At 64.1% G+C, this 26,357-nt stretch carries 24 protein-coding genes and 1 tRNA gene; 2 read left to right on the top strand and 23 right to left on the bottom strand.

The window, feature by feature from the left end; translation table 11 throughout:
- Positions 1-74: 74 nt before the first annotated feature.
- The 10 genes from hisIE to hisS form a co-directional block, all read right to left on the bottom strand.
- The gene (gene hisIE / locus AC13FW_RS03945; RefSeq protein ID WP_482988244.1) at positions 75-713 is read right to left on the bottom strand and encodes a bifunctional phosphoribosyl-AMP cyclohydrolase/phosphoribosyl-ATP diphosphatase HisIE; all 639 of its coding nucleotides are present in this window, start codon (positions 711-713) and stop codon (positions 75-77) included.
- Positions 703-1,479 (bottom strand): imidazole glycerol phosphate synthase subunit HisF, encoded by a 777-nt coding sequence (hisF, locus tag AC13FW_RS03940; protein ID WP_282272328.1) that lies wholly within the window; start codon positions 1,477-1,479, stop codon positions 703-705. The genes hisIE and hisF overlap by 11 nt, the downstream gene beginning before the upstream one ends.
- Positions 1,473-2,207 carry a 1-(5-phosphoribosyl)-5-[(5-phosphoribosylamino)methylideneamino]imidazole-4-carboxamide isomerase gene (gene hisA, locus AC13FW_RS03935; protein ID WP_296248099.1) on the bottom strand — a complete coding sequence of 245 codons (735 nt, stop codon included), beginning with the start codon at positions 2,205-2,207 and terminating at the stop codon, positions 1,473-1,475. The genes hisF and hisA overlap by 7 nt, the downstream gene beginning before the upstream one ends.
- A complete protein-coding gene (gene hisH, locus AC13FW_RS03930) occupies positions 2,204-2,803 on the bottom strand; it encodes an imidazole glycerol phosphate synthase subunit HisH (RefSeq protein ID WP_296248101.1) in 600 nt (199 codons plus the stop codon). Before hisH ends, hisA begins: the two co-directional genes overlap by 4 nt.
- Entirely contained in the window at positions 2,800-3,873 is a 1,074-nt protein-coding gene (gene hisB, locus AC13FW_RS03925; protein WP_296248104.1) for a bifunctional histidinol-phosphatase/imidazoleglycerol-phosphate dehydratase HisB, read from the bottom strand. The genes hisH and hisB overlap by 4 nt, the downstream gene beginning before the upstream one ends.
- Positions 3,870-4,949, bottom strand: coding sequence for a histidinol-phosphate transaminase (hisC, locus tag AC13FW_RS03920; RefSeq protein ID WP_482988243.1), 1,080 nt, complete (start codon positions 4,947-4,949; stop codon positions 3,870-3,872). Before hisC ends, hisB begins: the two co-directional genes overlap by 4 nt.
- Positions 4,946-6,241 (bottom strand): histidinol dehydrogenase, encoded by a 1,296-nt coding sequence (hisD, locus tag AC13FW_RS03915; protein WP_482988242.1) that lies wholly within the window; start codon positions 6,239-6,241, stop codon positions 4,946-4,948. Before hisD ends, hisC begins: the two co-directional genes overlap by 4 nt.
- A complete protein-coding gene (gene hisG / locus AC13FW_RS03910; RefSeq protein WP_482988241.1) occupies positions 6,238-7,149 on the bottom strand; it encodes an ATP phosphoribosyltransferase in 912 nt (303 codons plus the stop codon). The genes hisD and hisG overlap by 4 nt, the downstream gene beginning before the upstream one ends.
- Positions 7,150-7,158: 9 nt before the next feature.
- The gene (locus AC13FW_RS03905; RefSeq protein ID WP_296248128.1) at positions 7,159-7,485 is read right to left on the bottom strand and encodes a YerC/YecD family TrpR-related protein; all 327 of its coding nucleotides are present in this window, start codon (positions 7,483-7,485) and stop codon (positions 7,159-7,161) included.
- A gap of 486 nt (positions 7,486-7,971) precedes the next feature.
- A complete protein-coding gene (hisS, locus tag AC13FW_RS03900) occupies positions 7,972-9,381 on the bottom strand; it encodes a histidine--tRNA ligase (RefSeq protein WP_482988240.1) in 1,410 nt (469 codons plus the stop codon).
- 111 nt (positions 9,382-9,492) lie between these two features.
- Between hisS and AC13FW_RS03895 the strand changes: the two genes are divergently transcribed.
- Entirely contained in the window at positions 9,493-10,251 is a 759-nt protein-coding gene (locus AC13FW_RS03895; protein ID WP_282268981.1) for a Crp/Fnr family transcriptional regulator, read from the top strand.
- Between the two features lie 82 nt (positions 10,252-10,333).
- Here the strand turns inward: AC13FW_RS03895 and thrC are convergent, their stop codons facing one another.
- The 13 genes from thrC to kdsA form a co-directional block, all read right to left on the bottom strand.
- Positions 10,334-11,629 carry a threonine synthase gene (gene thrC / locus AC13FW_RS03890; protein ID WP_482988239.1) on the bottom strand — a complete coding sequence of 432 codons (1,296 nt, stop codon included), beginning with the start codon at positions 11,627-11,629 and terminating at the stop codon, positions 10,334-10,336.
- A gap of 101 nt (positions 11,630-11,730) precedes the next feature.
- On the bottom strand, positions 11,731-12,666 hold the full coding sequence (locus AC13FW_RS03885; protein WP_482988238.1) for a homoserine kinase: 936 nt from the start codon (positions 12,664-12,666) through the stop codon (positions 11,731-11,733).
- A gap of 5 nt (positions 12,667-12,671) precedes the next feature.
- A complete protein-coding gene (thrA, locus tag AC13FW_RS03880) occupies positions 12,672-15,176 on the bottom strand; it encodes a bifunctional aspartate kinase/homoserine dehydrogenase I (protein WP_296250602.1) in 2,505 nt (834 codons plus the stop codon).
- A gap of 492 nt (positions 15,177-15,668) precedes the next feature.
- The gene (locus AC13FW_RS03875; RefSeq protein WP_296250604.1) at positions 15,669-16,613 is read right to left on the bottom strand and encodes a DMT family transporter; all 945 of its coding nucleotides are present in this window, start codon (positions 16,611-16,613) and stop codon (positions 15,669-15,671) included.
- A gap of 88 nt (positions 16,614-16,701) precedes the next feature.
- Positions 16,702-17,442 (bottom strand): helix-turn-helix domain-containing protein, encoded by a 741-nt coding sequence (locus AC13FW_RS03870; RefSeq protein ID WP_482988237.1) that lies wholly within the window; start codon positions 17,440-17,442, stop codon positions 16,702-16,704.
- Positions 17,443-17,495: 53 nt separating this feature from the next.
- Positions 17,496-17,572 (bottom strand) — tRNA-Arg (locus AC13FW_RS03865).
- An 89-nt stretch (positions 17,573-17,661) separates the two neighbouring features.
- Entirely contained in the window at positions 17,662-18,642 is a 981-nt protein-coding gene (locus tag AC13FW_RS03860) for a Csu type fimbrial protein (protein ID WP_482988236.1), read from the bottom strand.
- Positions 18,639-20,978 (bottom strand): fimbria/pilus outer membrane usher protein, encoded by a 2,340-nt coding sequence (locus AC13FW_RS03855; RefSeq protein ID WP_482988235.1) that lies wholly within the window; start codon positions 20,976-20,978, stop codon positions 18,639-18,641. Before AC13FW_RS03855 ends, AC13FW_RS03860 begins: the two co-directional genes overlap by 4 nt.
- A 107-nt stretch (positions 20,979-21,085) precedes the next feature.
- A complete protein-coding gene (locus AC13FW_RS03850; RefSeq protein ID WP_482988234.1) occupies positions 21,086-21,856 on the bottom strand; it encodes a fimbrial biogenesis chaperone in 771 nt (256 codons plus the stop codon).
- Positions 21,857-21,877: 21 nt separating this feature from the next.
- Positions 21,878-22,351, bottom strand: a complete 474-nt coding sequence (locus AC13FW_RS03845; protein ID WP_482988233.1) for a Csu type fimbrial protein — start codon at positions 22,349-22,351, stop codon at positions 21,878-21,880.
- Positions 22,352-22,365: 14 nt separating this feature from the next.
- Positions 22,366-22,899 carry a Csu type fimbrial protein gene (locus tag AC13FW_RS03840; protein ID WP_296250618.1) on the bottom strand — a complete coding sequence of 178 codons (534 nt, stop codon included), beginning with the start codon at positions 22,897-22,899 and terminating at the stop codon, positions 22,366-22,368.
- Between the two features lie 84 nt (positions 22,900-22,983).
- Complete coding sequence (locus AC13FW_RS03835) at positions 22,984-23,535, bottom strand: Csu type fimbrial protein (protein ID WP_482988232.1); 552 nt, start codon at positions 23,533-23,535, stop codon at positions 22,984-22,986.
- A gap of 96 nt (positions 23,536-23,631) precedes the next feature.
- A complete protein-coding gene (gene kdsA, locus AC13FW_RS03830; RefSeq protein WP_282269007.1) occupies positions 23,632-24,477 on the bottom strand; it encodes a 3-deoxy-8-phosphooctulonate synthase in 846 nt (281 codons plus the stop codon).
- A 265-nt stretch (positions 24,478-24,742) separates the two neighbouring features.
- Here kdsA and amaB point away from each other — a divergent pair, with 265 nt between their 5' ends.
- On the top strand, positions 24,743-26,275 hold the full coding sequence (amaB, locus tag AC13FW_RS03825; RefSeq protein WP_482988231.1) for an L-piperidine-6-carboxylate dehydrogenase: 1,533 nt from the start codon (positions 24,743-24,745) through the stop codon (positions 26,273-26,275).
- Positions 26,276-26,357 lie beyond the last annotated feature (82 nt).

Here is a 26,357-nt window from a genome sequence, read left to right as displayed (position 1 = left end):
CCTACTTGCAAACCCTTTAGAGCCGGGCCTTGCAGGCAAAGGCTCTGCCGAGCATGGCTCGGCACTACAGTTGCTCAGCTGGCTGCCTTTTCCGCCGCCTTGGCGTGGCGGTCTTCGAGAACGCCGATCGCATCATCCAGCGACAGGCCGCGTGCGCGCAGCAATACGATCAGGTGGAACAGCAGGTCGGCTGATTCGCCCAGCAATTCGTCATCGCGCTGCACGACACCGGCAAGTGCGGTTTCCACGCCCTCTTCGCCCACTTTCTGCGCGATGTGCCGTGCGCCCTTCTCGAACAGCTTGGTGGTGTAGCTGTTGAGCGGACGGTCGTGCTCGCGCTGCTTGATCAGCGCATTCAATGCGCCGAGGAAGTTGCCCGGTGCAGCACTGAAGCAGCTGGTCTCGCCCGTGTGGCAGGTCGGGCCATGCGGGCGCACGGTGATCAGCAAGGTGTCGTTGTCGCAATCACTGCGGATGTCGACCAGGTCGAGATGGTTGCCTGAGGTCTCGCCCTTGGTCCATAGCCGCTTCTTGCTGCGGCTGAAGAAGGTGACCCTGCCGCTGCTGCGGGTGGTCTCCAGCGCGTCGCGGTCCATATAGCCAAGCATCAGCACACGTAGCGTGGCCTCGTCCTGGATGATGACCGGGATCATGCCGTTGACCTTGTCCCAGTCCAATGCGGCCGGATCAACCGGTTGGAATTCAGTAGACATCCCTAACCTCAATTTGTTGTTCGCGCAGGAACTGCTTTAGTTCCGGAATTGCGATGGCGCCGGAGTGGAACACACTGGCGGCCAAAGCCCCGTCAACGTCAGCCTGTTCGAATACATCAGCGAAATGCTGCGGCGTGCCCGCGCCGCCAGAGGCGATCAACGGAACCGTGCACAGCGCCCGGGCCTGGCGCAACTGTGCAATATCGTACCCCTTGCGCACACCGTCGCTGTCCATGCAGTTCAGCACGATTTCACCTGCGCCGAGGGACTGGACTTCACGCACCCAGTCCAGGGTCAGCCTTGCCTCGGCGCGGGTCTTGCTCGGATCGCCAGTGTAAGAGCGCACCCGCCATTGGCCGTCGGCTTCGCGGATGGAGTCAATGCCGACCACCACGCACTGCTCACCAAAGGCTTCAGCCAACTCCGCGATCAACTGCGGGCGCTCCAGCGCCGGGGTATTGATGGAAATCTTGTCGGCACCGGAATTGAGTACGGCGCGCGCGGTTTCCACATCGCGGATGCCGCCGGCCACGCAGAACGGGATGTCGATCAAGCGCGCCACCCGTTCGATCCATGCGCGGTCAACGGAGCGGCCTTCCGGACTGGCGGAGATGTCGTAGAACACCAGCTCATCAGCGCCCTGGTCGCGGTAACGCAACGCCAGCTCGGTGATGTCGCCCATGTCGATGTGGTCGCGGAACTTGACGCCCTTGACCACGCGGCCTTCGCGCACGTCCAAACAGGGAATGATGCGCCGGCTCAACATGACAAAGCCTCATCCAGCTGCAGGCGGCCTTCCAGCAAGGCTTTGCCGAGCACGGCACCGCCGCAACCTGCAGCCTTGGCCGCGCGGATGTCGTCGGCGTCACGAACACCGCCCGAGGCCTGCACGGCGACGCCGGGCAGCAATTGCGCCAGATGCGCGTAGAGCTCGATATTCGGACCGGACAGCATGCCGTCGCGGGAAATGTCGGTGCACAGCAGGTGCTTCATGCCGGCCTGCGCGTAACGCTGGGCCAGCTCATCCAGGGTCACGTCTGCGGTTTCGGTCCAACCGTGCACCGGCAAGCGCCAAATGCCGTCTTCACCCTGACGCGTGTCCAGCGCGATGGTCAGCTGCTCGGCGCCGAACTCGGCCAGCCAAGCCAGCACCTGCTCGGGCTGACGTACCGCCAGCGAGCCAATCACCACACGGCTGGCGCCGGCATCAAGCATGCGGGCGACGTCATCGCGGCCACGCACGCCGCCGCCGGTCTGCACCTTCAGTTTGGTGGTCGCTGTGATCTGCTGCAACAAGGGAGCCAAGGTATAGCCGCCGGCCTTGGCCGCATCCAGATCGACCAGGTGCATCCAACTCGCGCCGGTCGCAGCGAAGGCCTGCGCGCGCGGCAAGGCGTCGTCACCGTAAGTGGTCTGCTTGGCGTAATCGCCCTGCAATAGACGCACGACGCGGCCGTCACGGATATCCAGCGCGGGGTAAACAATGAAACTCATGCGGCAATCTCGAGAAAATTCTGCAGGATGCGTGCGCCCGGCCCGGCCGAACGTTCGGGATGGAACTGCGCCCCGCATAGGCGTTCGCGCTGTACCACCGCGGTAAACAGGCCGCCGTGATGACAGGCAGCGACGGTGTCAGAAGTGACAGGAGCGGCGTAGCTGTGTACGAAGTAAGCGCTCGAGCCCAGCGGCACGCCATCGAGCAAGGGCGACTCGCGCAGGGCGAGCAACTTGTTCCAGCCCATGTGCGGCACACGCACGCCGACACCGGGATGCAGGCGGCGGACGATACCCGGCAGCAAGCCAAGGCACTCCACATCACCCTCTTCCGAACGCTCGAACAACAACTGCATGCCCAGGCAGATACCCATCAACGGCACCTGCAGCTCGCGCAGCGGTTGCACCAATCCTTGCGCATGCAGGCGCTTCATGCCTTCGGCCGCAGCACCAACACCGGGCAGTATCACCCGCTCGAGGCCGGCCAGATCCGTTGGCGCACGTACCATCTGCACGTCAACCTGCAGCCGCTCCAATGCGTAGCGCACCGATCCCAGATTCGCGCCGCCGGCATCAACCAGACCAACCCTGCTCACAACGCGCCCTTGGTGGAAGGCAGGTCGGTGCCTTCCTTGCGGATGGCCTGGCGCAAGGCGCGAGCCAAGGCCTTGAAGCAGGCTTCAACCTTGTGGTGATCGTTCTCGCCTTCCACCTTGAGATTGAGGTTCAAGCCGCTGGCATCGCATAGCGAGCGGAAGAAATGCGGCACCAGTTCGGTCGGCATGTCGCCAACGCGCTCACGCTTGAACTCGCCATCGAACACGAAATACGGGCGGCCACTGAAATCCAACGCAGCGCTGGCCAGGGTTTCGTCCATTGGCAAGGTGAAGCCATAGCGACCGATGCCACGCTTGTCACCCAGCGCTTCGCGCAAGGCCTGGCCCAGCGCGAGACCGGTGTCCTCGATGGTGTGGTGTTCGTCGATATGCAGGTCACCCTTGGCTTCCACTTCCAGCGCGAAGCCGCCATGACGGCCGATCTGGTCGAGCATGTGGTCGAAGAACGGCAGGCCGGTGTTGATCTTCGAGCTGGCCACCTTGTCCAGGTCGACGAACACGCGGATCTGGGTTTCCTTGGTATCGCGCTGCACGGTAGCGCGGCGTGGCGCGTCGGCCAGTTCGTGGGCAATGGCATCCCAGTCCCATTCGCCGCCGAACTGCCCGGTGCGCAGCTGGAAGCCCCGTATCTTCATGTTGTCGGCAAACTGGATATCGGTGGGACGATCACCCACCATGCCCGAGCGCGCCCAATCGATGCTGCGGTCCTGCAGGTACGAGACCATCATGCCGATGCCCGGCTTGCGGTTTGGGCTGTTGTCCTGCGGCCAACTCGGGTCGATCAGCACATCGCGGAACGTGATGCCCTGGCTGGCGAAGATCTGCAACATCAAGTCATTCGGGCCGTCGAAGCTGGCCTGCGGATAGCCTTCGGAACCGAGGCCGTCCTGGTTGGAGACGATGACGAACTGATAGCCGGCATCGCGCAGTTTCAGCATCGCCGGGATCACGTTCCTGACGAAGCGGATCTTTTCGTAGGCGTCGATCTGGAAGTCGGCCGGCTCCTCGATCAAGGTGCCATCGCGATCGACAAACAGAATGGGGGTCATGCGGTGAGCTCCAGCGTGGCAAGTGCGTCGAGGACGCGGTCGTTCTGTTCGGGCGTGCCCAGGGTGATGCGCAGGGCGTCCTGCAGCTGCGGCGCGGCGCGCTGGTCACGCACCACCACGCCGGCCTGCAGCAGGGCCTGAAATGCTGCTTCAGCGTCGCTGAAGCGCACCAGCAGGAAGTTGGCATCCGAGGCATAGACATGACGTACGCCACGCTGCGCCGACAAGGCGATGCACAGCCGGCTACGCTCGCTGCGCACGGTGGCGATGCGGGCGCGGGTCTGGGACAGCGCTGTGTCATCCAGACCGGCAAGCGCGAGGACAGAGCACGGCGTGGGAATTGGATACGGCGCCTGGCAGCACCGCAGCACCGCAATCAGGGCTGCATCAGCAATCACACTGCCAATCCGCGCAGCAGCCAGTGCATGCGCCTTGGACAAGGTGCGCAGCACCGCAATGTTGTCGAAGCGATCCATCAAGGTGGTGGCGGAAGGCTCATCGGCAAACTCGCCATAGGCCTCGTCAACCACTACCAGCGCCTGCCCACGTAGGGCTTCGGCTACGGCCCGCACCTGCTGCAGTGGAATGCTCAGGCCACCGGGATTGGACGGCGAACACAGGAACACCAGCTTGGCATTGCACTGCTTGGCAGTAGCAATGATGGCGTCGATATCAAGCACCAGCCCCGCGTCCGTATCCAATAGCGGCACTTCCAGCGCGGGCGCATTCTGCAGCCGTGCACTGACCGCGTACATGCCGAACACCGGCGGCGTGTACAACACCGCATCACGGCCCGGCACACACAAGGCGCGCACCAGCAGGTCAATGGCTTCGTCGCTGCCGCGGCCGATCAGCAGCTGCTCGGGCTGGCAGCCATACATATCTGCCAGACGCTCGCGCAGGAGCTGCGGCTGCGGATCGGGGTAACGACGGCAACTGGCAGCGGCATCGCCAGGATTCGCCCATGCCGATTCATTTGCATTGAGCCAGATATCGCCCTGCAGCTTGGCGCTACGCGCCGAGGAATAGCCGCCGAAGTCACGCAGGTCTTCGCGTACCAGGTCGAGCACGCTCACGGCGCCACTCCCAGCCGCAACGCAACCGCATTGGCGTGTGCGCCCAGGCCTTCGGCGCGGGCCAGGGTCAAGGCACAGGGACCGATGCCGGCGATACCTTCGCGGCTCGCAGCCTGCACGCTGATCTGGTTCTGGAAGCTGGCGACACTGACGCCGCTGTAGGCGCGGGCCGCGCCGGCGGTTGGCAGCACGTGATTGGTGCCAGAGCAATAGTCACCCAGCGCCTCGGGCGTGTAATCGCCGAGGAACACCGAGCCGGCAGCTTCCACATTGTCCAACCACTGACGCGGCTGGCGCAGGGCGAGAATCAGGTGCTCGGGCGCATAGCGGTTGGAGATCTCGAATGCCTGCGCAATCGAATCCACCTTGATCAGCAGCGACGCACCCAGCGCTTGGCGCGCAATCGCCTCGCGGCTGAGCTGTGCGACCTGTGCTTCGACCTGATCCTGCACGGCGGCAATCATCGCCGCATCGTCGCTGAGCAGCAGCACCTGCGAATCCGGGCCGTGCTCGGCCTGCGACAGCAGATCGGCGGCGACGAACGTGGGGTTTGCGCCCGCATCGGCGATCACCAGCACTTCCGAAGGACCAGCCGGCATGTCGATGGCGGCAGCGCCTGCCTGGGCCACCTGCTGCTTGGCTTCGGTGACGAAACTGTTGCCGGGGCCAAACAGCTTGTCGCAGGACGGCACCGATTCGGTGCCGTACGCCATGGCCGCAATGGCCTGCGCGCCGCCGATCTTGAACACGCGATGCACGCCAGTCAGGCGCGCGGCCACCAGCACTGCAGGATCGGCCGTGCCGTCCTTGCGCGGCGGCGTGCACAACACCACTTCGCGGCAACCGGCCAGCTTGGCCGGCACACCGAGCATCAGCGCGGTCGATGGCAGGGGAGCGCTGCCTGCGGGGACGTACAGGCCAACCCGCGCAATCGGGCGGATGACTTTTTCACAGACCACACCGGGTGCGGTTTCCACGCTGTACGGCTGCGCCATCCCGGCACGGTGAAAGGTATCAATACGATCGGCAGCCTGTTGCATGGCGATGCGCAACTCGGCGGAAACCGCCAATTCGGCGGCAGCAAACTCGGCTTCGCTGACTTCAAAAATTTCCAACGCAACGCCATCGAAGCGCTCAGTTATTTCGCGCAACGCCACATCACCGACGCTGCGCACCTGCGCGATCAAACCGGCGACCGAATCGCGGGTCTGCGCAGCAACAGTCTGTACCGGACGGGTCAGAGCGCGCGCCTGTGCATTGGCGTCGAGCGCGTTCCAATCGAGGATGTTCATACCAGCGACTTCTCCACCGCCAACACCATCAGGCCCTGCGCCCCGGCACGCTCGAGCTCTTCCAGACGCTGCCAGCTGAGCGCGCCACTGCACATGGTCTGCAGGCGCACGGCATCGCCCTGCCCTGGCAGACGCAGCAGCGGCTCGGCGTCGGGCAACAGGCGAGCCAGTTCCTCAACGCGGTCTTCGCTCGCGCTGAACATGAGCAGCTTCTGGTCCTGCACCTTGCTCAAACCGTCGAGACGGCGCAGCAGCATTGCCATCAGGCCCGCACGGGCGTCATCCAGTTCGTGCACCGGGCCAGCCAGTACCGCTTCACTTTCCAGCAGCACCTCCACCGGCTTGAGCTGGTTGGCTGCCAAGGTGGCACCACTGGAAACCAGGTCGCAGATCAGTTCAGCGGTGCCGAGCTTTGGTGCGATTTCCACCGAACCGGACAACTCGACGACCTGCGCATCGACCCCCTTGTCTTTCAGCCATGCGGCAAGGATGGCCGGATAGCTGGTGGCGATGCGCTTGCCCTGCAGCATCTGCACACCCTGCCAATCCCAGTCTTCCGGCACCGCGATCATCAAACGACAAGAACCGAAACCAAGGCCGCGCAACGGCTGGTAGGCATCCGGCAGGCCGATCTGGCGACGGGCCTTGGCCTGTTCATCCAGCTCGTTCAAGCCGACCACGCCGAGGTCGCAGACGCCGTCGGCGATCAAACCCGGAATATCGTCATCACGCACCAGCAGCAGGTCCACCGGCAGCGATTCGCCGAAGCAGAACAGCTTGTCGCGGCTCTGCCGCCAGCTCAGCCCACACGCAGCCAACAGGCTGCGCGCGGGATCGGCCAGACGGCCGCTTTTCTGGATGGCGATGCGCAGCCGGTCGCGTGCCGGGGCGGAGGTTGAAGCACTCATGGGGTTATCTCAGTTGGATTCGGTTTTGCGCGCGGCGAGACGGTCGATGGCGGTGGCATAGCCCCCGGCACCGTGCTCGAGCGAACGCGCGACCCGACCGATAGTGGTGACGCTCACCCCGGTCAAGTCATAGATCTCGCGATAAGGCACACCCTTGCGTAGCAAGGGAACCACCCGCCAGCGGTCAGCCATGGCTTCCAGCTCAGCCGGCGTGCACAGATCGCGCAGGAAGGCCTGCACCTCCTGCGGTTTGTCCAGCGCAGCCAACGTACGCGCCAACGCCTTCAACGGGGCGTCGGATGGCTTCTCACGTTCGATGTCGGGGCGTGTTTTCATCATGTATCAATGTAATAGCGTGCTAATACATTAGTGCGAAATCGGCCTTGAGTCAAACCGCCTGATTCACCAACTGTAGTGCCGAGCCATGCTCGGCAAGGGGCTTTCCCGGTAACGCCCCAGCCGAACATGGTTCGGCTCTACAGGCGAAGCGCGCACTGATATCTGCGAAAGGCCACCCTCCCCAGCCCTCCTCTTCGCTGCGCGAAAGGGAGGGTGCAGAAACGGTAGTGCCGAGCCATGCTCGGCAAGGAGCTTTCCCGGTAACGCCCCAGCCGAACATGGTTCGGCTCTACAGGCAGAGCGCGCACTGATATCTGCGAAAAGCCAACCCCTCCCCAGCCCTCCCCTTCGCTGCGCGAAAGGGAGGGGGCAGAAGCGGTAGTGCCGAGCCATGCTCGGCAGAGGCTTTCCCGGTAACGCCCCCTGCCGAGCATGGCTCGGCTCTACAGACCAAAAAAAAGCCCCGCTGTGCGGGGCTTTTCATCAGCGCGCCATCGCGCGGGTCTGTTCCAGCTCCACCTGGAGGGTAGAAGCCAATTCATCCCGGGCCACCTCGAACTGCTGCTCACGGAGCAGATCCTTCACCGCCACCACGCCGCGCGCCAGCTCGTCCTCACCGGCCAGCACCACGAAGCGGATACCGGCCTTGGCCGCGTACTGGAACTGCTTGCCGATCTTCTTCGGCTCCATCTGCACTTCGGTATTGATACCGCCGGCCCGCAAGCGACGGGCGATATCCAACGACTGCGGCATCGCCGCCTCGTCCATCAACGCGACCATCGCATGCACGCTGCTTTCGGCGATTCCATCGATAAGATTGGCCTCGCGCAGCTGCCAGAACAAACGGGTCAAGCCAATCGAGATACCAACGCCCGGCAACTTGGACTTGGTGTAGTGGCTGGCCAGGTCGTCATAACGGCCGCCCGAGCAGATCGAGCCGATCTGCGGGTGATCAACCAAGCTGGTCTCGTACACCGTGCCGGTGTAGTAATCCAGCCCGCGGGCGATGGAGAAATTCAGGCAGTACGCGGTTTCCGGCACACCCAGTGCCTTCACCAGCTCCAGCACTTCGCGCAGCTCGGACGCACCGGTACGCAGCGATTCGCTGGCCGAGTCGCCTGCAGCAGCCAATACCGCGTCGATCTGCGCCAACGCGTCCGCGTGCGAGCTCGAACGGACCTCGACGAACGACAGGATGCGATCGACGGCGTCAGCCGGCAGACCAAAGTCGGGACCAACCAGGGTTTCACGCACATAGTCCGGGCCGCGCTTGTCGAGCTTGTCGACCTCGCGCAGCACCAGCGCCTGCTGCCCTGCATCCACAACGCCCTGCGCTTCGAAGAAACCACGCATCAGCTTGCGGTTGTTCAGCTGAACGGCAAAGTTGCCGATGCGCAGCTCCGAGAACACTGCGTAGATGACTGCCAGCACCTCTGCGTCGTAACGGATGCTCAACGTGTCCTTGCCGATCACATCGACGTCGCACTGGTAGAACTCGCGGAAGCGGCCACGCTGGGCACGTTCGCCACGGTAGACGCGCTGCATCTGGTAGCGACGGAACGGGAAACTCAGGTCGTGTTCGTGCTCGGCGACGTAACGGGCCAGCGGCACGGTCAGGTCGAAGCGCAGCGCCATCTCCGGCAGGCCACCCTTGTCGGCCGACTCGGCAGCATTGGCCAGCGCACCGGTGGACTGCACGAAGTACACCTGGCGCTCGGTCTCGCCGCCGGACTTGGTCAGCAGCACATCGGACAGCTCGAACACCGGGGTTTCCACCGGCAGGAACCCGAAGCGCTCGTAGTTGCGGCGGATGACGTCCAGCATGCGCTGGAACGCGATCTGCTCGCGCGGCAACAATTCCATGATGCCGGGCGGGGTACGGGGCTTGATCACGGGCAAAACTCCTGCAACTCAATAGGGGGAACGGTCGCCAATTCTAGCCGCACACCGCCCGTCTGGCCGCATGAAGTACAATTTGGGGCACCCTCCCCCCCTGCTGTAGACATGTCCCGGCCAGCCCAAGGCACCGAGCAATACCCCGTTTCGTCTGTTGCCCCCGAAGGCAATGGCGGGCGCGAGTGCCTGCAGTGCTCGGTCCGCCACCTGTCGGTGTGCTCGGCCCTGTCCTGTGATGAGGTACATGCGCTGGAGCAGATTACCGTCTCCACGCCAGTCGCCATGGGCACTACGCTGGCACGTGCCGGTGAGCCGCGCGCTTATGTCTATACAGTAACCGAGGGCGCGCTGCGCCTGGTGCGCACCCTGGCCGACGGCCGCCGCCAGGTGAACGGCTTCGTACTGCCGGGCGATTATCTGGGCCTGAGCGGCAGCGACCACCATCGCTACGATATCGAGGCGATTGCCGACAGCCGGGTCTGCCGGGTGCCGACCACGCAGATGCGTGACCTGCGCCAGCGTTACCCGCACCTGGAACGCAAGCTGCTGCAACGCGCCTGCCAAGAGCTTGACGCAGCTCAGGACAATGCACTTGCATTGGCCCGCCTGCAGCCGCCGGAGCGACTGGCTGACTTCCTGCTGCGCCTGGCTGCCCGTGAGGCAACCTTGAACGGCCGCAGCAGCAACCGGGTCTCCTTGCCGATGGGCCGTGGCGATATCGCCGACCATCTTGGCCTGACCATGGAAACCGTGAGCCGTACCTTCACCAAGCTGCGCCAGCAGGGTCTGATCGCCCTGCCCCACCTGAACGTGGTGGAGATCCTGGATTTCGCCGAACTGCAACAGCTGGCCAACGACGAGTTCTGACGCCTCACCTGTAGAGCCGAGCCATGCTCGGCTGAAGCATTACCGGTGAAGCCTCCTGCCGAGCATGGCTCGGCACTACCTCCTACAACAGCTTTTCGCGCAGGGCCGGGTAATCCGGTGCGCAGGGTTCGGCGTGGGCGGGACGCTTCAACAGCTCGGCCAGCGCAGGCGGCACTTCGACTTCACGACCGATCAGCGGCTCGACCACCGACTCGAATTTGGCCGGGTGCGCGGTCGCTGCCACTGCCCAATGTTGATCCGACGCTGCACTGCCATTGGCACGCAGCTGCTCCAGGACCTGCACCGCCGTGGCGGTATGCGGACAGAACACTTCGCCATAGGCACCATAGCGGCGAGCGATGGTCTCGCGGATGGTGGCATCGTCCACCGCCTGCGAGGTGAAGGCAGCGCGCAGTGCTGCATCATCGCCCTTGTACAGCCAGCGCAGTCGTTCGAAATTGCTCGGGGCACCCACGTCCATCGCATTGGCAAGCGTGGCGACACTGGCCTTCGGCGCGTAGTCACCACCATTGAAGTAGTCAGGTAATACACGGTTGGCATTGGTCGCCAGCACGATACGCCCCAACGGCACGCCCAGCGCGCGCGCCATCACTGCCGCCATCGCATTGCCAAGGTTCCCGGTGGGAATGACGAAATTCAGCAGTGAGCCGTGCGCGGCCTGATGGTTCAGCGCCGCGTGTGCGTAGTAGCTCATCTGCGGCAACAGGCGGCCGAGGCTGATGCTGTTGGCCGAGCTCAATGGCACCCGCGCCTGCAGATCGGTATCGCCCAGCGCCTGCTTGGCCATGGCCTGGCAATCGTCGAACGACCCGGCCACGCGCAGCGCGCGGATATTGCCGCCCAGGCAGCCAAGCTGATGCGCCTGACGCGGCGATACGCGCCCATCCGGGTACAGCACCACGACTTGAAGATTGGGCTGATTGTGGAAAGCTGCAGCGACAGCAGCGCCGGTGTCACCAGACGTTGCGACCACGATGGTCAGCGGACGCTCCTGCCCTGCACGCAAGCGCGACAGGCTCGCAGCGAGGAAGCGTGCACCGAAATCCTTGAACGCCGCAGTAGGACCGTGGAACAGCTCCAGCACATGATCGTTGCGGGTCGCCAAGGCCTGCAGTGGCGCCGGGAAGTCGAAGGCTTCGCTGCAGATCTTCGGTAATTCGGATGCCAGGGCGTCATCCGCAAAGAAGGGCTGCAGCAATCCGGTAGCGGTCGCGGCGAGGGTATCTCCAGGCTGAAGATTGCGTGCTGCTGGCATCTGCTCGGGTACATACAAGCCGCCATCGGGTGCCAAGCCGGCAGCAATGGCCTCGCTCAACGTGGCAGCGGGCGATGCATTACGGGTGGAGATGAAATTCATTCGGAGATCCGGAAAATGGTTGGTGTGGTGCGCTGGACTCAAGGGCCGCGCAAGCGTCCCCCTCACCCCACCCCTCTCCCGGCGGAGAGGGGCTTGAACGCTCAGAGCAGTCTGGCGCCGGGGCTGTTGATCGGGCTTACCCAGCTTTGGCTGTCGAAGCCTGCCGCAGCGAAGGCTGCCCGCACCTTGGGCGCGGCAGCCAATGCAGCGTCACGGTCTTCAAACCAGGCAAAGACACTGGGGCCGGCACCGGAGATGCTTGCGCCCATCGCGCCTGCAGCCAGTGCGGCGGCCTTGGCCGCGTCGAAGCCGACAATCAGGGGCGCACGCCGCGGCTCGACCAGAACGTCGGCCAAGCCCGCCCGCACCAGGCCCGCATCGCCGGCATGGCAACCGGCCAGTACCAGGGCCAGATTGCTGCTCTGGGCGACAAACTCCTTCAATGCATAGCTGCCCTGCAATGCCTCCCGTGCGCGCCGCGTTTCCAGCAACGCATCCGGATGCACCAGCAGGCTATGCCAATGCGCAGGCACCGGCACCGGCACCAATCGCTCCAAGGTAGAGAGCACCAAACCACCGAGGAACATCGGGCCAAGGTTGTCGCCGTGGCGGCTGCCACTGGCGACCGCTTCGCCTTCCAATGAGTACCGGTAAAGCTGCTCACGGCTCAGCGGCACATCGAGCAAGGCATTGGCAGCGATCAAGGCCGCCACACAGGACGCAGCCGAGCCGCCCATACCCGAACTCAGCGGTATGCCCTTGTCGATCTCCAGTTCGAAACCGAACGGCAGCGCCAGCGCCTCACGCAAGGCAATCAGCGCCGCACCTGCGGTATTGCTGGGCGCATCCAGTGGCAACTCCACCGCCGAACCGCGAATCGCGACGATGCGTACTTCCGGCGCATCGATGCGACGTACCGTTACCGTGTCGCCAACGTCAGGCACCGCATAGCCCAGCAGATCAAAGCCGACCGCCACATTGGCCACCGACGCTGGCGAGAATGCCCGCGCCTGGCGTGCCTCGGAACTGTTCAACACGCCGCTCACAATCGCGCTCCCTCGCCCGCCGCCACTCGCAGCACATCGGCAAACACGCCGGCCGCCGTCACTTCCGGGCCAGCACCCGGGCCCTGCACCACCAAGGGGTTGTCGCAGTAACGACGGGTGGTGAACTGCACCACGTTGTCGGTCAGGCGCAGGTTTGCGAAGGCATGCTCACCGGGCAGCTCCACAAGGCCAACGCTGGGCTGCTGCCCCGGTTTGAACTGGGCGACATAGCGCAGCACATTGCCACGCGCACGCGCATCGGCGAGGCGTTGCGCAAAGCCCGCGTCCACTTCGTGCAGGCGCGCCATGAAATCGTCGACGCTCGCGCCCTGCAATGCAGCGGGCACCAGGCTTTCCACTGCCACGTCCTCCAGGCTCAACTCATACCCGGCTTCGCGGGCGAGGATCACCAGCTTGCGGGCCACATCCACGCCGGACAGGTCATCACGCGGGTCAGGCTCGGTGTAGCCCATGCCACGCGCCTGCGTGACCAGCTCGGAGAACGGCACGCTGCCATCGTATTTGTTAAACAACCAGGCCAGCGTGCCGGAGAAAATGCCGGCGATCGCCGTCACGTCATCACCAGTATCGACCAGATCCCGCAGCGTGGTGATCACCGGCAGACCCGCGCCCACCGTGGCTTCATAGCGGAAGCGTGCGCCGGTAGACGCCGCCGCCTCGCGGATCGCCTGGTAGCGTGCCAGGGGACCGGAGCCTGCCTGCTTGTTCGGGGTGACCACATGGATGCCGGCGGCCAACCAGCCGGCATAGCGATCGGCGACTTCGGCACTGCCACTGCAATCGATGATCAGCGTATGCGGCAGACGCGCCGACAACAGGTGCTCGGTGAACAGATCAAGATCATTCGGCAGCGCTGCCGAGTCGAATGCGGCCTTCCAGTTGCCGTGCATGCCACGCTGATCGAGCACCATGCGGTTGCGCGATGCGACCGCACGCAGGCGCAGATCCAGCTTGGCCCTGGCCAGCAGCGCCGCTTCGGACGCATACAACTGCTCAAGCAAGGCTGCACCGACATTGCCCGGCCCGATCACGCCGACCGAGAAGGTCTGTGGCGACAACCAGAAGCCGGCGTGCGCGGCGCGCAGCGCCTTGGTCGCATCGCAGGCTTCGATCGCGACCGAGATATTGCGTTCGGACGAGCCCTGCGCGATGGCCAGGATATTGACCTGTGCGCGACCCAGCGATTCGAACAGACGTGCGGCAACGCCCGGCTGGCCGGCCATGCCATCACCCACCGCTGCAAGCACGCTCACCCCGCTGGTGAGCTGCACGCGCTGCACCTGGCCCGCTGCCAACTCGTGCGAGAACGCCTGGGTCAGTGCGTCACGGGCGAACTCTGCCTCGGCCTGTTTCACCACGCAGCAGATCGAATGTTCCGAGGAACCCTGCGAGATCATCACCACCGACACATGCGCGTTGCGCAGCGCCGAGAACACGCGTTCGGCGGTACCGGGCACACCGATCAGGCCGGTACCTTCGACATTCAATACCGCAAGGTCCGCACTCAGGGTCAGGCCCTTGATCGGACCACTGCTGGAGCTGTCGGCGGTGATGCGGGTACCCGGATGATCCGGATGGAAGGTGTTGCGGATGATGATCGGCAGACCGCGCTCGATGGCCGGCGACATGGTCTGCGGATGCACCACCTTGGCACCGAAGTAAGCCAGTTCGCAGGCTTCGTCATAGCTCAGTGCGTCCAGTTGCACTGCTTCCGGAACCACCCGCGGGTCAGCCGAGAGCACGCCATCGACGTCGGTCCAGATATGCAGTTCGTCGGCGGCAAACAAGGCGGCAAAGATGGCGCCGGAGAAATCACTGCCATTGCGCCCCAAGGTGGTGATGTTGCCCTTGCGGTCGCGGGCGACAAAACCGGTAACCACCAGCCGCTGCGCCGGATGCGATTCGCGCCACAACGCCAGCTTGGCAGCGCTGGACTTCCAATCGACATCAACGCCAAGCTCGCCATGGTTGACCACCAGGACGTCGCGCGCATCCAGGATGTCGGCGTCTTCGCCCAAGGCCTGCAGGTGATGACCCAACAGGTGGGCCGAGAACACTTCGCCCAGGCCCTGCACGCGGTCCAGCACTTCCTGCGGCAACTCACCAATCACGGCCAACGCCGCCAGAATCTCGCGCAGACGCTCGAAACGCGCATCCAGCCACTCGATGGTCAGCCCGGAGTGCTCTCCCAGCAGCGCCACGGCGGCACCACGATGGCGCGCCCGCAACTCGTGCCAACGGTCGTCCCAAGCCGGATCGGCTGCAGCCGCCGCCTTGGCCAGACCGATCAGCGCGTCGGTCACGCCCTTCATCGCCGACACCACGGTCACCTGCACGGTCTCGTCGCGGGCCAGCAACAGCTGCGCCACATGACGGTAACGTTCGGCATCGGCGACCGAAGTGCCGCCGAATTTGTGCACGACAGTGCGAACGGCAGCGTTCGCGGCGGAATCGGCGGGAGAAGCAGCAACTGACGACATCGGAAGAACCTCGGCTGGAGGCCCCGACACGCATCTTGATGGGGTTCCCCCGCATCCTGATCCGGGTGCGGGGCCGTGGTTTTCGGAAATTACGCGAAGACGACGGGCCGCACCGGGCTAATGGTGACGGTAATAGTGGTGGTGGTAATGGCGCCGCCGAACCCGGGCACACGCACCTGGCCGCCGGTAGGCGACTGCAGGAGGCTGACGAGGGGCTGCGGGCTGTTCATGGCCTTCAAGAGACAACAGCCGGGATCAGGCTGTCAAGTGCTGCGTTGCAAAAACACAGATAAAGGCAACGTCGCCAAACCTGCAGCTAAAAGTTGCAAATGTCATCAAGCGCGAACGTCGCGCATTTAACTGACAAGCAGCGCGCAACAGCTGGTTCACTGCTGCGGGCGCTGCCTGCGGAACGTGCATGCCAACTATCGCCCGCAAGCAATCGAAAGCAGCATCTCAGTCCTGCTTTCGCCACCTGACTGCGCAGGATTCTCAGGCCGAAGCTGCCGTTACCGCCTTCGGCCGGTGCGCCGCGGCGCTCCACACCACGCCGACCAGCAGGCACAGCGCAGCAACAATCTCGATTGCCACTGGCCAGCGCTGCTGCCACAGGAAGCCGTAGAGCAGCCCGAACAAGGTCTCGAACACGATCATCTGACCACCCAGGGTCAACGGCAGCGCGCGGCTGGCGCGGTTCCAGCAGGCATTGCCCAGGATCGAGGCAAACACCGCCACCGCAGCGGCCATCGCCCAGAAGCCCGCCCATTCACGTCCCGAATGTCCCGCTGCGCCGTCGGCAAAGGCGACCGGTGCCAGCAGCAAGGCCAGACCGCCGGTTGCCACGCCCGTCAGCAGCGACCAGTCGTGTCCGGATACATCGGGCACCTTGGCCAACCAACGGGTATTGCCCACCGAATAGGCCGTCCACGACAACAGCGCGCCGACCCCGCACAGCAGCCCGATCAAGCGCTGGCCCGGGTTGCCCTGGACATGGGTGGAGCCCATGGCTTCGACTCCCATCAGCACCACGCCGGCTACGCACAGCACCAGCGCCGGGGCCAGGCGGATCAGCGGGACAGCGCCTGGCTCGCGCGCACCAACCACCGCTACCAACACCGGCACCATGCCAACGATCAGCGCCGCCGCCGCGCCGCCACTCCATTGCACGCATAGCGACAGCAGCACGAAATAGATCAGATTGCCGAGCAGGCTCAACCACGTGAGCGCCGTCCATTCGACCTTGCCAATGCGGGCACGCAGCGCCGGCCAGCGCGGCACCAGCAATACGATCGCGATCAGCCCATAAACCAGATACCGCGCCGCAGCCAGCTGCAACGGGGAGAAATCCGACAATACTGCGGGCGCAAGGAACACCAGGCCCCACAGCGCCCCCGAGGCCACACCATTGGCGATACCGCCCGCCATCCGATCTTTCATCAAACCACCCACGTCCTCAGCAACCGCCACAGTTTCCGACCACTGCAGCCCTGTGTATTGACCCAGGCTTCGCCGCTTTTGACCCTGGCTACGCCTGCAACTGCCGCCGGTAGCGTCCCGGGGTGATGCCAAGTTCGCGGCGCATGGCCCGGGTGAGCGCACTCTGGTCGGAGTAGCCAGCCTGCTGTGCAATCCGTGCCAGTGGTAGTAGACCTTCGGCGATCCGCTGCTGCGCCCATTCCAGGCGTTGGCGCTGCAGCCACTGGACAGGGCTGCAGTCCAGTTCACGACGGAACGCTGCGTGCAGTGCGGTCAGGCCCAACCCCGCCTCATTCGCCATGCGCGCCAGCGACCAGTCCTGTCCTGGGGCGAGACGGATGCGCTCGCACAAGGCCTGCAGGCGCCCATCGCGGCGTTGCCGGCCCTGCGCGAGAACCGCATCCAGCAGCAATGGAAGCACCTGCCGCGTCAAGGCCGGCGCCAACTGCGCCCGCCCCTCCGCCGCCTGCTCCACGTAGGCCAGCAGATGCCTCGCCGCCGGAGGCAGAACAAAGAATGGGCGTTGCAGCCCGGCTTCCAGCTGCGCGTCGTCCAGCCGCGATGCATCGCAGTCCACGATCAGGAAACGGTTGCGCCCCTGCGCCTGCTGCACATGCAAGGCACCGGGCGCGACAAACGCCGCACGCTGCAGGTCCAGCCACCCACCGCGACCCTCCACCTCAAGCTCCAGCATGCCGTGCAGCGGCAGGACCAGCTGCACGTGCGCATGCCGATGGCCATGACCGGTACAGCCATAGCTGCGGAAGCTCAGGGAATCGTCTGCATGCATAGCGGGCACCGCGTAACAGGCAGTGCGGCGCTGGGCCGTCGGCCATGCGAGGGTGGTGGCCCCGACACGATTCGAACGTGCGACCTGTCCCTTAGGAGGGGACCGCTCTATCCAACTGAGCTACGGAGCCGAATACGCAAGGATACAACCAAGCGTGAACATGGACAAAGTCCTGATATCGTCCTGATCTTCGCAAACGGCACAGTCGACGCTGCCGGTTCAGAAAGCAATGTCGACCAGAACGGTATCCACGTAGCGTCCCACAGGCACCGGGGCCTGATCCGCATAGACCTTCGCGTTGTAGTTGAAGACCTGTCTGCCCACGCCCGCACCGGGACCCGGATTGACATCAGCGCCGGCGCTGGAGCGCCGCTCGGTGTCCACGCTGCCCCACCGTATACCGCTGACACCCTGGAACAGATCGTAGGCCAGCAGCTCCCCCTGTGCCGAGCGCATGTTGCGCCGTGCCGCCGCCAGGTTCTGCCCGTCCCCCAGGCCGACGCTGTAGGCACTGCCTTTGGTGCAGGTAACCGAAATGCTGCCGTTGACCACGGCAAATGCCGAGGGAAGCGCAGCAGTACCGAAATCCAGATCCGGCGCAGCGATACTGCAGTCGTTCTGCACCACCAGGTTGACCGGGACCGTCGTCACGCCACTGCCGGTGTCATATGACGAGCAAACCCCGGCACCCGAGCTGGCCGTACAGTAACGCCACTCCCAGGCCAGGGTCGCGGTGTCCTCGTAATTGCCTGCGGCGACATTGCTGCCGCCGGCTGCGGCCAGATACAACGGCATCGCCTTGCCGCCTGCACTCTGCAACAACCCCAGTGCGTCGATTACACCCTGCCCAACCAGGTCCAATGGCACCGCAGGGATCAATGCTGCGCCGTTGTTCCTGTCCGCCGAGGCGTACAGCTGGTAGTTCAGTAAATCCCCAGTCGGTCCCAGCAAGCCAGCGTTGGCAGAACTGAAGGTCACGCGGAAATAGGTGTCCTGCGCCTCCCAGGGTTGCAGGACCTGGCCGCTGCATTCGATGCCTGCGTCACGCGTGGAGGTCGCCTGCGCCGCGGCACCCAGGGCAACGGAGCCCACTGCCCCGAAATCCGCGGATTGTGCATTGCCCGTTGAACACGCCGCCGCGGCCTGCCCCGTTCCCGCACACAGCAGGAACAACCCCACCACACGCGCCAGCCCGCTCATCGGCACACCAGGGGGGCAGGCATCATCACCGCCGCGTCGTCGTCATCGGCCTTGAACATCGCCACGCAACTCTCTCCACTGGCCTGCATCACCTGAAGGTGATTGACCTCGTCCAGACGCTCCAGATACACCAGCCCGTCCCAGCCAACCACCGTATCCACCCCGCTTTCCACATGCTGCACGCGCGTACCCATTGGCAGCACCGCCCCCTGTGCATCGGTGAGGATCACACTGGCGGCGCGGGAACGGACAACCGGGAACTCCAACAGATAGCCACTGCGCGCACGCACCATCACGCGTGCCTCCACCAGCGCACTGCGCACATCCGCTGACGATCCCAACAGGTCGATCTCGTACTTGCCCGGATAGTAGGCGCTGGTCCATGGCACCAGCAGATGCCCGCTGGCGCCGGTTCGGCCGACCTCCTGGTTTTCGTAGCGCACGGGGATCCCTGCCTGGCCCTTGGTACTGACCACCACGAATGCGTCGTCCACGCGGTTACCGGCAAACATCCGGCCATCCATCCATACCGCCGAGCCGCTGACATCGGCCCAACGGGTCATGTTGGAACGGCTGCCGTAGGTGCCTGCCTGCACCTGCAGCAGGTCACCGCGCCAGGTCGCATCCAGCTGACGGTAGTCCTCGGCACCGCCATGCGCATAGCCAAGGTTGTAACCGAAGCCGCCGCTCGTGGGCGCCTGGCGCCCATAGTTCACGCGTTCAACCCGGTCCCCGTTGTTGTCGCGCTCGGCGGACAACGCCAGCGTGGCCCGCCCGCCCATCGGCACCATCAGCTGCGCCATCGCCGCCCAGCCATGGGCATCAAGATCACGGTTGGCCGACATATACAGGCTCATCCCTGACCGCGACGAACGGGTCCAGGACAGATTGAGCAATCGGCTGCGCGAGTCGTCCGAATTGCGGACATCGAAATAGCCAAGACCCGCGCTGCCCCAGGTACCCATACGGAGGCTGGCGGTCGCCTGTTGGCTGCCGCGACTGGTACGCAGCGTCTGGGCATTGATCGCGCCCAGATCCGCATAGCCGGCCTGCCGCTGCATGCGCTGATAACTAAAGCTGTAGCGGGGAGCGTTGAACTGGTAGCCAAACGCGAGCTGGCGGGCCTGTCGTCCATTGAAGTGGCTCTGGCTCACTGCCGCGTTCACAACACCGGCGTTGGCCACGCGCAGGTTGGCACCGGCGCCGGCCAACGACAGCTTCCGTGCGGCTTCGGCGTGCCCTTCCAGAGTCAGCCAGTCCACCACGCCGTAGCGCAGTGTGGCGCTGCCCGCCGCCTTGCCGTAGCTGAAATTGCGGATGCCGTAGTCTTCGCGCAGATTGCCTGCTGCCACCGAGAAATCGACCAGCCCCGGCTGCAGCAGCCGGGTGCTGACGTAGAACGGCAGGGTCGTCGAGACCTGCCGGCCCAATGCGTCAGTAGTGACCACCACCGCTTCGCCGGCGCCGTTGATCAGCGGAATATTGGTCAGCGTATAGGGGCCCGGGCTCAGCTGCGTACTGGAGGACTTATAGCCATTGACGAACAGGTCCAGCGCGGTCGGCACGGCCACCTCGCCGGCAAATTGCGGCAACGGATAGGTCACAAGATCCGGCCGCACGCTGAAATCACGTGAGAACTGCACGCCGCCCAGCCGCACCGAGCTGCTCCACGGCAACGCTGCGGTGATCACATCACCGGCTTCATAGGTCAGCAGCCGGGTCTCGTCGGAGTAGCGCCAGGTGGTGTCGTAGCGCAGATACCCCTCCTGCTGCCCCTTGCCGCCGCTGACGATGTGGCGGAACTGCCCGGTATTGGTCAGGCTGCCAGCAGAACCGAAGACACGCAGCTCGTTCCAGGCTGCAAGGTAGCTGCCGCCAAGGTCGACGTCACTTGCGTAGATGTCGTAGTTGAACATCGCACCCGGGCTTGCCTGCGCCACCATGCGCGGTGCCGTGGCGCGATAGCTGATGGTCTGCGTGGCCAACCACGCAGGCGGCACCTCCAGCACCAGCCGCAGCAGTGCCCGGTCGTAATGCGCGTGCAGGCCAGGCACGTCTTCCAGCGCAATGTCATCTGTGGCCGGTTGAGGCAGGTTGATACCGGCACCGGTCAATGCCGCCGCACTGGCATGGAGTCGCCCACCCCGCTCCTCAACCACAATCTGCCTGCCCGTTTCCACCTGGTTGACCACCAGATCCAGATGCAATGGAAGCGGTGCGGCGTCCTGTGCATCGAACGCTGGCAGCGGCAACCCCACCGCTGCAGCCGGCAATACCGGCACCACGCTCAATGCCAGCAGGTGCATCCACAGACCATGCCGCACGGCGCGGGACAACCGCCCGCACGGCGGTGCAGCCCGCTGGCAACCGTTCGTTGCCCCGTCCCCCATACGCCCAAGCGCCACGCGGCTGACGCCTCGTTCATTCAACATCATGCGAACCGTCACTCAAGGACAAGGCGTTGCGGCTGCTGCGCGCCATTGACGCGCACCAACAGCGCTGCGGGATGGCCTTCGGCTGCCGGCAGTGGCCAACGCATGCTTGCACCCGGCAACACGTAGCCCATCAAACCGTCGTGCAACAGCTGCAGCCTGCCGCCCTGTTCGATGGAGGCTTCGGTCAACCGCGCGTGTATTGGTCCGTCATTGCGAACCTGCAGGTAAGCCTTGCCGTCCACGCTGACCTGCTGCACCCCGAGCTGCGGACGCACCTGCGCTCCGCTTGCATCGCGTACCCCTTGACCCGCATCGCCGGCTGTCAGGCCCGCACCATAGACAAACAACGGAATGACATAGCGCATATTGAAACGCACCCCGGGTGCGGCAGCGGCATCGGTCGCCACCGTTGTCGGGATCTCGTCGATCATCACCCGGAATGCCTGCTGCTGACCTGCAGGCGTCGGCGTCATGCGGGTGATACGCACCAACTGCTTCTGCCCGGGCTCGATCCGTGCGATCTGCGGGATGCCGATCACCTGGCGTTGGTTCTGGTACTGGTCATCAAAATCCTGTTGCGACCACGCCAGCACACGCACCTGCAGGCTGACCGGGCTATCGCCCTTGTTCTCCAGCCACAACGCCGTGCTCTGCTGACCCTCTGCCAGCACCGGATCCACCGGCCAGATCAGCACCGAACTTGCGGCACGCGCGCCATCAACCGACAACATCGACGCAGCGAGCACAACGGCCACCGCCAGATACCTAATGAACAACATTCATCCCCCTGAGAACCGCACTTACCAGATCAATTGAACCTGCAACACATCGCTGTACATACCCGCGGGCGAGTGCGCTGGCACGCTCAATTCCGCATGGATGGGCAGCGTCACCACGCCTGCGCCGCCCAGCGGCACGGGCACGGATTGATCTATCGGCAGCAGCACGCCTCTGGCTGCGTCGCTGAACAATTGATAGGGGATGCGCTCACCACCGCCGTCGCGCTGCAGCTGGCGACCGTGCTGTCCGCCGTCCACCTGCATCGACAATTGCATGCCCGGCGTACACCTGATCTGCACCGTGCTGGACAAGCTGGCTGCGGCGGGCTCGGTGTCCAGCGCCGCCCGCGTTCCGTAATCAAGTGTCCCCCACTGGCCGGCGGCCACCTCGCAGCCGCCAACGACCTCCGCACTGACCTGCATGTCGGCGCGGGGCGCAGCGATCACCTCACCGGTCAATGCAGCCAGATATGCAACCACCAGAACCGGAAGCATCCACCGCCGCACGATCAAAAGGACAGTTCCACCAAAATGCTGTCCGTGTACGTCCCTGGCGTCAGCCCTGCCTTGCCCACTGCCTTGCCATACAGATTGATTGTCTGTGCAGCACCGGTACTGGTGGGCAAGGTAATCGTGCCATTGATCGGCAGAACAGTGCTTAGACCGGAATCAGTGTAAATGTCATAGGGAACAAAGCTGCCCGCCCCATTCGACAACGCCCGCGTGCCGCCGGAGGACTGCCCATCATTGCTGCCTGCCTGGATCCGCATCACCGGAATGGCACCATTCGAACACAGTATCGACATGGTGCCACCACCACCTGCAAGCACCTGCGCTCCGGCTTGGGTGAAAAGCGCCGTTTGCGTACCGAAATTCAAGGCACCAAAATTTACATTGGTTGATGCGGTCGAGCCATTCACCTGGCAGGAGCTGATCAGCACCAATGAAGAATTGATCCGGCCGGTGACGGTTCCAGCCTGTGCCATCGAAGCGAACAGCAAGCCGCCAGCGAACAGTGCAACGCGGATGTTCCTGTATTTCATTCGAACTCCCCATTTGAGCGGTAATACAGGCAGCCGTGCGCCACCTGCGATCTGCCTACCCTAGCGGACCTGCGTAAGAGCAAATCAGAACGACAATTCGACGGCTATCGAATCGGTATAGGTGCCTGGCGGCAAGCCCGCTGCCGCCGTGACTTTGCCGTAGAGATTCAAGGTCTGTGCCGCGCCATTGCTGACCGCCAGGTTGATGACTCCTTCTATGGGCAACAGATTGTTGAAACCGGCATCCGTGTACAGGTCATAGCCGACATAGTGACCCGCACCATCGTGCAATGCCCTGCTGCCTGTCGATGCCTGACCGTCATTGCGGCCCGCCCGCATCTTGAGCACCGGAACGAATCCTGCCGCACAGCGGATGCTCATGGCGCCCCCATCAGGTTTCAACACCTGGGTACCGGCCGGCTGCATCAACGCACTGGTGGCCCCGAAGTTCAACGAACCAAAATCGAGGTTGGAACTGGCGGTCGTTCCGTTGACCTCACATGCAGGCACCACCGTCAATGAACTGTGTATCTGCCCACTGATCCCAGGCGCAGCATGACCTGCGGAGCTCAGCAGGAGTCCGCACAGCGCCAAGCCCAAACTGCTTTTCAAATGATGCATCGACCCCTCTTCCATCCGTGTGCCACAAACGTGCCTGCATGAAACACTACGGACGTAAGAGAGGGGCCTGCTTGAGGCCGGGGCTGCGCAGCAGCCACCGGCCCGGGCGGATCAGGCGATGTCCAGCACCGGGAACGCCTTGACCATATCGTCCAGCGCCTTGATCTGCGCCAGGAAAGGCTCCAGCACATCCAACGGCAATGCACTTGGGCCATCGCAGCGCGCGTTGTCCGGGTCCGGATGCGCCTCAAGGAACAGGCCGGCAATGCCAACGGCCATGCCGGCACGGGCAAGTTCGACGACCTGGCGACGACGGCCACCGGAAGCTTCGCTGCCAGCGTCGCGGCGCTGCAGGCTATGGGTGACATCGAAGATCGCCGGCAGCCCGCCGGTGGCTTCGATCATCTCGCGGAAGCCGAGCATGTCCACGACCAGGTTGTCGTAGCCGAACTGGGCACCACGCTCGCACAGGATGATCTGCTCGTTGCCCGCCTCGCGGATCTTGCTGACGATGTGCTTGATCTGGGTCGGGCTGAGGAACTGCGGCTTCTTGATATTGACCGCGCGGCCGGTGCGGGCGATGGCCGTGACCAGATCGGTCTGGCGGGCCAGGAAGGCCGGAATCTGCAACACGTCGACTACTTCAGCAACCGGCGCGGCCTGCGCCACTTCATGCACGTCGGTGATCACCGGCACGCCAAAGCGCTGTTTGACCTGCTCGAAGATGCGCAGCCCTTCTTCCAGGCCGACGCCACGGAAGGAGGTGATCGAGGAGCGGTTGGCCTTGTCGAAGGACGCCTTGAATACGTACGGGATGCCCAGCTTGCGGGTGACCTCCACGTAGCGCTCGGCGGCATAGAGGGTGGAATCCAGGTCCTCCAGCACATTCAGCCCACCAAACAGCACGAAGGGCAGCTTGTTGCCAACCACTACCCCGTCCGAAATCGTCACGTTCATCTGTCTATCCTGTTCAAGCCGGGGAAACCCCTATCAAGGGTGGCGAATATGGCCGAAAACGGCCGCCAGCAACAGGGTTTGCAGCCACGTTAAAGGCAACGCCCGTCATCCGCACGGTCCTTGCCTCCGGCACAACCCGTCCCATCAACCCAACCAAGCCGCACGGGGCCAATCGGTTCACTCTGATACTATGTAGTACTCACTCCGTCGCCCCCACCCGCAGTTTCCGACGGCGCCAAAATAACGTTAAGAAACAGGAGTTTGAATGTCTTCCGAGCTGCTCAAGGCCTTGGCGCTGGATGCCACCAACGCTGGCACCTACATGGGCAACGGGGAATGGTCCGCCGCCACCGGCGCGGGCGTCCTCAAGCCGCAGAACCCGACCACCGGCGAAGTGATCGCCGAGGTCCAGGCGACGACCGAAGCTGACTACGAAACCGTCATCGCCCGCGCGCAGGAAGCCTACAAGGTGTGGCGCACCACCCCGGCACCACGCCGCGGCGAAGCCGTGCGTCTGTGCGGTGAAGCACTGCGCAAGCACAAGGACGCACTGGGCTCGCTGGTCGCGCTGGAAATGGGCAAGTCCAAGCCGGAAGGCGACGGTGAAGTGCAGGAGATGATCGACATCGCCGACTTCGCACTGGGCCAGAGCCGCATGCTGTACGGCTACACCATGCATTCCGAGCGTCCCGGCCATCGCATGTACGAGCAGTACCACCCGCTGGGTCTGGTCGGCATCATCTCGGCCTTCAACTTCCCGGTCGCGGTGTGGAGCTGGAACGCGTTCTTGGCGGCCATCTGTGGCGACATCTGCATCTGGAAGCCGTCCAACAAGACCCCGTTGACCGCCATTGCGACGATGAAGATCTGCAATGAGGCGCTGAAGGACGGCGGCTTCCCGGACCTGTTCTTCCTGATCAACGATGCCGGCACCGCGCTGTCGGAGAAGATGGTCGACGATCGCCGCGTGCCGCTGATCTCGTTCACCGGTTCCACCCAGGTCGGCCGCACCGTCAACCAGAAGGTTGCCCAGCGCCTGGGCCGCTGCCTGCTGGAACTGGGCGGCAACAACGCCATCATCATGGACGAGACCGCCGACCAGAAGCTGGCCGTGCCGGGCATCGTGTTCGGCGCCGTCGGCACCGCCGGCCAGCGCTGCACCACCACCCGCCGCCTGATCGTGCATGAATCCATCTACGACAACGTGCTGGCCACGCTGATCAAGGCCTACAAGCAGGTCGAAGGCAAGATCGGTGACCCGACCGACGCCGCCAACCTGATGGGCCCGTTGAACAGCCCGGAAGCCGTGCAGCAGTTCCTCGGCTCCATCGCCAAGGCCAAGGCTGCCGGTGGCACCGTCGAGACCGGCGGCACCGCCATCGACCGCGCAGGCAACTTCGTGCTGCCGGCGATTGTCACCGGCCTGAAGAACAGCGATGAAATCGTCCAGCACGAGACCTTCGCGCCGATCCTGTACGTGATGAAGTACAGCACGCTGGACGAAGCCATCGACATGCAGAACGGCGTGCCGCAGGGCCTGTCCTCGTCGATCTTCACCCAGAACCTGAAGACCGCCGAGAAGTTCCTGTCGGCTGCCGGCAGCGACTGCGGCATCGCCAACATCAACATCGGCACCTCCGGTGCGGAGATCGGTGGCGCCTTCGGTGGCGAGAAGGATACCGGCGGTGGCCGCGAGTCCGGTTCAGATGCATGGAAGGTCTATATGCGTCGCCAGACCAACACCATCAACTACTCCGATTCGCTGCCGCTGGCCCAGGGCATCAAGTTCGATCTTTGATCGTGTCTGCCCCGGCTTTGGTCGGGGCGTTGGAACGGGAGAGTGCTGAGCTGAAGAGCTTCCCCTCACCCCAACCCCTCTC

The organism is Stenotrophomonas sp. 21LCFQ19 (genome assembly GCF_056861425.1).
Note: the sequence above shows the minus strand (reverse complement) of the source record. Positions and strands in the feature narration are given on the sequence as shown.

Coding starts and splice junctions, on each gene's coding strand:
- hisIE (WP_482988244.1), bottom strand. CDS start 713: ATGTCTACTGAATTCCAACCGGTTGATCCGGCCGCATTGGACTGGGAC.
- hisF (WP_282272328.1), bottom strand. CDS start 1,479: ATGTTGAGCCGGCGCATCATTCCCTGTTTGGACGTGCGCGAAGGCCGC.
- hisA (WP_296248099.1), bottom strand. CDS start 2,207: ATGAGTTTCATTGTTTACCCCGCGCTGGATATCCGTGACGGCCGCGTC.
- hisB (WP_296248104.1), bottom strand. CDS start 3,873: ATGACCCCCATTCTGTTTGTCGATCGCGATGGCACCTTGATCGAGGAG.
- hisD (WP_482988242.1), bottom strand. CDS start 6,241: ATGAACATCCTCGATTGGAACGCGCTCGACGCCAATGCACAGGCGCGC.
- hisG (WP_482988241.1), bottom strand. CDS start 7,149: ATGAGTGCTTCAACCTCCGCCCCGGCACGCGACCGGCTGCGCATCGCC.
- AC13FW_RS03905 (WP_296248128.1), bottom strand. CDS start 7,485: ATGAAAACACGCCCCGACATCGAACGTGAGAAGCCATCCGACGCCCCG.
- AC13FW_RS03895 (WP_282268981.1), top strand. CDS start 9,493: ATGTCCCGGCCAGCCCAAGGCACCGAGCAATACCCCGTTTCGTCTGTT.
- thrC (WP_482988239.1), bottom strand. CDS start 11,629: ATGAATTTCATCTCCACCCGTAATGCATCGCCCGCTGCCACGTTGAGC.
- thrA (WP_296250602.1), bottom strand. CDS start 15,176: ATGTCGTCAGTTGCTGCTTCTCCCGCCGATTCCGCCGCGAACGCTGCC.
- AC13FW_RS03875 (WP_296250604.1), bottom strand. CDS start 16,613: ATGAAAGATCGGATGGCGGGCGGTATCGCCAATGGTGTGGCCTCGGGG.
- AC13FW_RS03870 (WP_482988237.1), bottom strand. CDS start 17,442: ATGCATGCAGACGATTCCCTGAGCTTCCGCAGCTATGGCTGTACCGGT.
- AC13FW_RS03860 (WP_482988236.1), bottom strand. CDS start 18,642: ATGAGCGGGCTGGCGCGTGTGGTGGGGTTGTTCCTGCTGTGTGCGGGA.
- AC13FW_RS03850 (WP_482988234.1), bottom strand. CDS start 21,856: ATGTTGTTCATTAGGTATCTGGCGGTGGCCGTTGTGCTCGCTGCGTCG.
- AC13FW_RS03845 (WP_482988233.1), bottom strand. CDS start 22,351: ATGCTTCCGGTTCTGGTGGTTGCATATCTGGCTGCATTGACCGGTGAG.
- AC13FW_RS03840 (WP_296250618.1), bottom strand. CDS start 22,899: ATGAAATACAGGAACATCCGCGTTGCACTGTTCGCTGGCGGCTTGCTG.
- AC13FW_RS03835 (WP_482988232.1), bottom strand. CDS start 23,535: ATGGAAGAGGGGTCGATGCATCATTTGAAAAGCAGTTTGGGCTTGGCG.
- kdsA (WP_282269007.1), bottom strand. CDS start 24,477: ATGAACGTGACGATTTCGGACGGGGTAGTGGTTGGCAACAAGCTGCCC.
- amaB (WP_482988231.1), top strand. CDS start 24,743: ATGTCTTCCGAGCTGCTCAAGGCCTTGGCGCTGGATGCCACCAACGCT.